Origin of the sequence: Streptomyces olivochromogenes (assembly GCF_021538895.1) — a bacterium.
GTDB classification, from domain to species: domain Bacteria; phylum Actinomycetota; class Actinomycetes; order Streptomycetales; family Streptomycetaceae; genus Streptomyces; species Streptomyces olivochromogenes_A.
The window spans coordinates 1-4,616 of record NZ_JADDRL010000240.1; the positions used below are offsets into that span (position 1 = coordinate 1).

Here is a 4,616-nt window from a genome sequence, read left to right on the forward strand (position 1 = left end):
GCTGGACCGGTCCCAGCCGGTGCTGCCGATGATGCCGGGCATGCCCGAACGGCGCACGCACGACTATTACCGGCACGGCATCACCAGCCTGTTCGCCTCCTTCAACATCGCCGACGGCACCGTCAAATCGGCACTGCACCGCCGCCACCGGGCGATTGAGTTCAAGAAGTTCCTGATCCGGATCGACAAGGCGGTGCCCGCCGGGCTCGACGTGCACCTCGTCTGCGACACCTACGCCACCCACAACACCGCCGAGATCGGGACGTGGCTCGGCAAACACCCCCGTTTCCACGTCCATTTCACCCCCACCGGCTCGTCTTGGATGAACCAGGTGGAGCGGTGGTTCGCCCTGCTGACCGACAAGCTCATCCGCCGCGGCGTCCACACCTCCGTGAAGGCGCTGGAGGACGACATCACTGCGTGGATCGACACCTGGAACGAGAACCCCAGACCGTTCACCTGGACCAAGACAGCCGACGAGATCCTCAACTCCCTCGCCGACTACCTCATCAAGGTCGGAACCACCGACGAGACAACAGAGAAGAACTAACCTTCAGGATTTCTGGCGCAGCACACTAGAGAACCCGACAACCGAGTTACACCACTGGCTGGACACACCCTCCTGGTGCTGCCCGGCGCAGGAGCTGGACACCGCTCTGTGCCGTGCTCGGGTTGGTTGCCCCGGTTGATCCGTGCACGAGGTCGGTGCCGAGTCGGGTCGGGGTGTGGTGGACGGTTTGGCCGTTGCGGATGGTGGTGATGAGGCCGGAGTCGCGGAGGACGGAGGCGTGCCGTGAGGCGGCTGCGGCGGATACGCCGAGGGCCAGAGCGAGCCGTCCGGTGGTCAGGGCTGGTGTCCTGACGATGGTGACCAGGGCCGCCGCCCTGGTGGTGCCGAGAAGGGACATGAGGGCAGGGGGCGGGGCGCCGAGTTCTGGGTCGCGCGTGATGGTGCCGGCGGCAGCGGGGTAGTTGACGGTGACCGAGTCGGCTAGGGGGTCGAACATGATCCGGGTGGCCAGCGCTGTGGGCTGGAAGATCAAGGGCCGCCCTTCCAGGCACTCTTCCGCGTCGACGAGAGTGTTCAGGCGCAGTTCTCCGCCGTCCCAGCGGATCGATGGATGCAGGGAGTTCAGCATGTCGTCGGTGCCGCCGAGCGCGGCACTGACTCCTGCCTTGGCTGATGCGGTGGCGACGGCCGAGGTGATTCTTCGGCGGTAGGGGTCCAGGGCCGTGGCGCGGAGGCTGGTGAGTATGTGGTTGAGCGTGTTCACCGCGCCCATGTGTCCGTCGGCAAGCGCGCGGGTGAACGCAGTCAGGGCGCCGGATCGGGCCAGGTCGCGCAGATGAGCGGTGGCTGGCGGGGACTCAGGGTCGATTCCTGACGGTGTTGCGCGGGTGACCTGATCGAAGAACGCCGGAATGTAGAGGCGCGTGTACAGGTCGAACAGTCTGCTGTGATCGGGGTTCCAGCTGCTGGCGACCTCCAGCCGCCACCCGGCCAGTCTCCGGTTGGAGGTCCGGTCGGCCAGTTGAGCCCCGCCCAGCGCGAGCTCGTAGCCGAAGTCAGGTGTGTCGGCGACCTGTAATCGCTCGAGGTCGTCCGTCGAGAGACTGATCCGTATCAACCTGGCATCCCCCTTGTGCCGGCGAGCGGGCGACAGACCTTTTGCATGCTCACGCAAAAGCCTATCCGTTGGGGTACTGACGGTCGATCGTGGAACACGACTTCGGTCACGAGCAACTGCTCGCAGACGAGGCCTGTGACGGCGTATATCGCGCCTCACGACCAGAGCCGGCCAGTGCACCGCGGGCCGCCACCTATCAGGGGGAAATATGCGCAAGAGCGTCGTGGCAGTCGGGGCCGCCGGCCTCGCAGTTCTCGCCACCTTCGGCGTCGGGGGGACCGCCAACGCGACTACCAGTGCCGCGAAGCCCACCACCCAAACGAGCCAGGGCATGGTGCTCACCCACCTGCCCAAGGCGGCTGCGCACGGCACCGCGGCGACGGCCTGCGGCGTCAACCTGATCAACATCGGTCAGCCTGGGAACGTCTTCGGAACGCGCGGCCGCTACGCGGGCCAGGTCGAGCAGATGTACGACACCAGCTGCGGTACGGTTTGGGCTCACTTCCAGTGGGACAGCGGGTACAGGGACACCTACGGTGGCGACCTGATCAATCTCGTCGTGAGCTCGCCTGCCTCGGACGGCGGCCACTACGCCATCTTCTGGAATCTCGACACGAGCTCCAAGGACTGGTACGTGGGCAACATCAACCACGCCCTCCCGAGCCCGCAAGACGCCTGGCGTGTGGGAGCCCAGTGGAACAACAACGGCTGCGTCGCCTGGGGAACACTGCACTGGTACGCCGGTCAGGACCTGTCCGGCCCGACGGCCACCTGCGGCGGCAACTGGTGGATCGCCCCCAACTGACCAGCGAGCGCACGAGCCGGACCCCCGGAACACACCGGAGTCCGGCTCCGCTGCTGAGTTCTCAGGGGATTTGGGCACGCAACGGCACGTGTAGGGCCTCGAGATCCATCGTCATCCCGGCAATGTTTCGGGCGTGCGGGCATCGGCGGCAACATCATCGCGACCGGCACCGACTCCTACCGCCTCGCGACCACTCGCGCCCGAGCCGAACAACAGTCCCTGGGCTGAGGGGCCCGTTCGAAGAGGCGAGAAAGGGTCAGGACTGCGCGGTCCGGAACGCGAGATACCGGCTGAAGGCTTCGTGGCTGTCGGGAGTGAAGCGCCACTCCAACAGGGCCGAGTGAAGCTCCGACTCGGTCAGCCAGCCATGCCAGGCGACCTCATCGGGATCGGGGGCCACAGCGTCCGGAACCACGGCTTCATGCAGGCCGAGCCAGTGAGGGCTCAAGCCACTGCGGTTGATGAACGTGAACAGCAAGCGCGGCAGGGCACGAATGCCCAGCTCTTCGGCCAACTCCCGTGCGGCAGCCTGTTCATAGGATTCGCCGACATCCACGGCGCCACCGACCATGACCTCATAGAGCCCGGGAAAGCGCGACAGCTGCTCCGACCGCCGATGGACGAGGATCCGGCCACGCTCATCACGACACACCGTCGAGGCGATTCGATGCAGCCAACCCTCCCGGATGGCCTCCCTGCGGGTGACCACCCCCAGGACACGATCTTGGCAATCGACACGCTCCACCCGTTCATCCACGAAGCACACCCTGGCAGAACCCACTGACAACGCCGTTTCCCGGCGAGCCGTTCTCGGAACTCGACAACATTCTGGACCCGCTTGATCAACATCTGTTGCCTGAACTCGGCGTCTACCGTGCGCGCGTTACACCGACGAAGCCAGCCGCTCGAAGGCGAGCCGGCCTGCCTCCCATACGACCAGCTCGCCGTCGAGCGGTGGCGGCAGGCAACTGTGCGGCCGTGGTCACGATTTCCGCAAACGAGGTTGCCATCTGGGAGCCGCGCCTCGAACGCAGCACCACCCGGCCCGCGTCCACGGAGAGCAGGGCCCTGAACCCGTCCCGCTTCGGATATGCGCTGTTGAACTGTCCGCGGGTTAGCCTTCAACACCATGTCGATCACGGGCTGACCGGTTCACTTCACCCGCCGAGTTCTGGCACGGCTGTGTAGCAAGAGGCCGTCTGTGCTGACCCAGTGGCGTCTGGTCGTTCCGCGCGGGGTCGGGCCAGGCCGATGTGACTACTGGTGGCGTCCTGGTTTGCTCAACGCAGATATCGGCGGATCCCATGTGCGGGCGATGGATCTGTCGGGCTCCCAGCCGTAGCGTCGTAGCTGTTCTGCCTCGTCCAGGCACGGATCTGCGCGACCGCGTCCACCTGGTGCTCCCGCACCTGATTCCCCGGCATAGAGGAATTCTCCCAGACGGCATGCCACCCGCCCCGGGAACGCCGGGCCTAGCGCATGTGGCGGAGTCCGTCCGCTGCGTACACATGGGATCGCTGCGGCTGAGCGCTGAAAGGGGATTGTCGTGCCGATTGCCTTCTACCAGCGGCGCCGTATCCACCTTCTGCGCCGTGTCCGGGTGGCTGCGGCTTCAGCCGATGCCAGGTTCTGTCGACTGAGCTGCGTGAGGGGGTGGTTGGGGCCGAGGGTGCGTTCGCGGTCGGTGAGGGTCTGTTGGTGCAGGTCGGTGGCCTCCCGGTAGTGGCCGAGGTCGATGAGGGTGGAAGCCAGGAAGTCGCGGCTGCCGAGGATTTCGGGATCGTTGGGTGCCAAGTGACGCGACTCGGCGTCGAGCATGTGCTGAATCAGCAGGAGCGCGTCGCTGACGTTGTTGGCGAGGGCGTTGACAGCGTCGCGGGTGGTGGCGAAGTGGTCGGCGGGTGCGCGGATGAGGGCCGCTGCGAGGTGGGGTGTGAGGAGGCGTGCGGTGGTCAGTCCTGCGCGTCCGGCTTGATCGGTGTCGTTGACGGCCCGGATGAGGTGGGCGTCCATGGCGGTGAGGCAAGCGAGGGAATCGATGCCGGGCATGAGGAGTGCCATGACCTCGCGGACGAGTGGGTGGAGCACGAGCTGTCCGGCCGCCCCGACAGTCTGGCTTGCTGCACTGGAGTTCGGTGAGGTGATGAGGCCGTATTGGTGGAGTCCGGCGAGTGCGGCGTCGA

5 protein-coding genes and 1 pseudogene are annotated in these 4,616 nt (G+C 66.1%); 3 read left to right on the forward strand and 3 right to left on the reverse strand.

Going from position 1 to position 4,616, the window contains the following annotated elements; genetic code table 11:
* Positions 1-550: IS630 family transposase (locus IPZ69_RS46440; RefSeq protein WP_235460964.1), on the forward strand; the 550-nt coding region annotated here is incomplete at its 5' end.
* 46 nt (positions 551-596) lie between these two features.
* On the opposite strand, the gene IPZ69_RS46445 is transcribed toward IPZ69_RS46440, so the two are convergent.
* Positions 597-1,628 (reverse strand): hypothetical protein, encoded by a 1,032-nt coding sequence (locus IPZ69_RS46445; protein WP_235460965.1) that lies wholly within the window; start codon positions 1,626-1,628, stop codon positions 597-599.
* Between the two features lie 208 nt (positions 1,629-1,836).
* Here IPZ69_RS46445 and IPZ69_RS46450 point away from each other — a divergent pair, with 208 nt between their 5' ends.
* Entirely contained in the window at positions 1,837-2,433 is a 597-nt protein-coding gene (locus tag IPZ69_RS46450) for a hypothetical protein (protein WP_235460966.1), read from the forward strand.
* Between the two features lie 138 nt (positions 2,434-2,571).
* Positions 2,572-2,661: pseudogene (locus IPZ69_RS48135) on the forward strand (IS21-like element helper ATPase IstB); the annotation flags it as partial.
* A 28-nt stretch (positions 2,662-2,689) separates the two neighbouring features.
* Here the strand turns inward: IPZ69_RS48135 and IPZ69_RS46455 are convergent.
* Positions 2,690-3,190 (reverse strand): NUDIX hydrolase, encoded by a 501-nt coding sequence (locus IPZ69_RS46455; protein ID WP_374296293.1) that lies wholly within the window; start codon positions 3,188-3,190, stop codon positions 2,690-2,692.
* Positions 3,191-3,993: 803 nt separating this feature from the next.
* Positions 3,994-4,616, reverse strand: a 623-nt coding sequence (locus IPZ69_RS46460; protein WP_235460968.1) for a tetratricopeptide repeat protein, incomplete at its 5' end; no start/stop codon positions are given.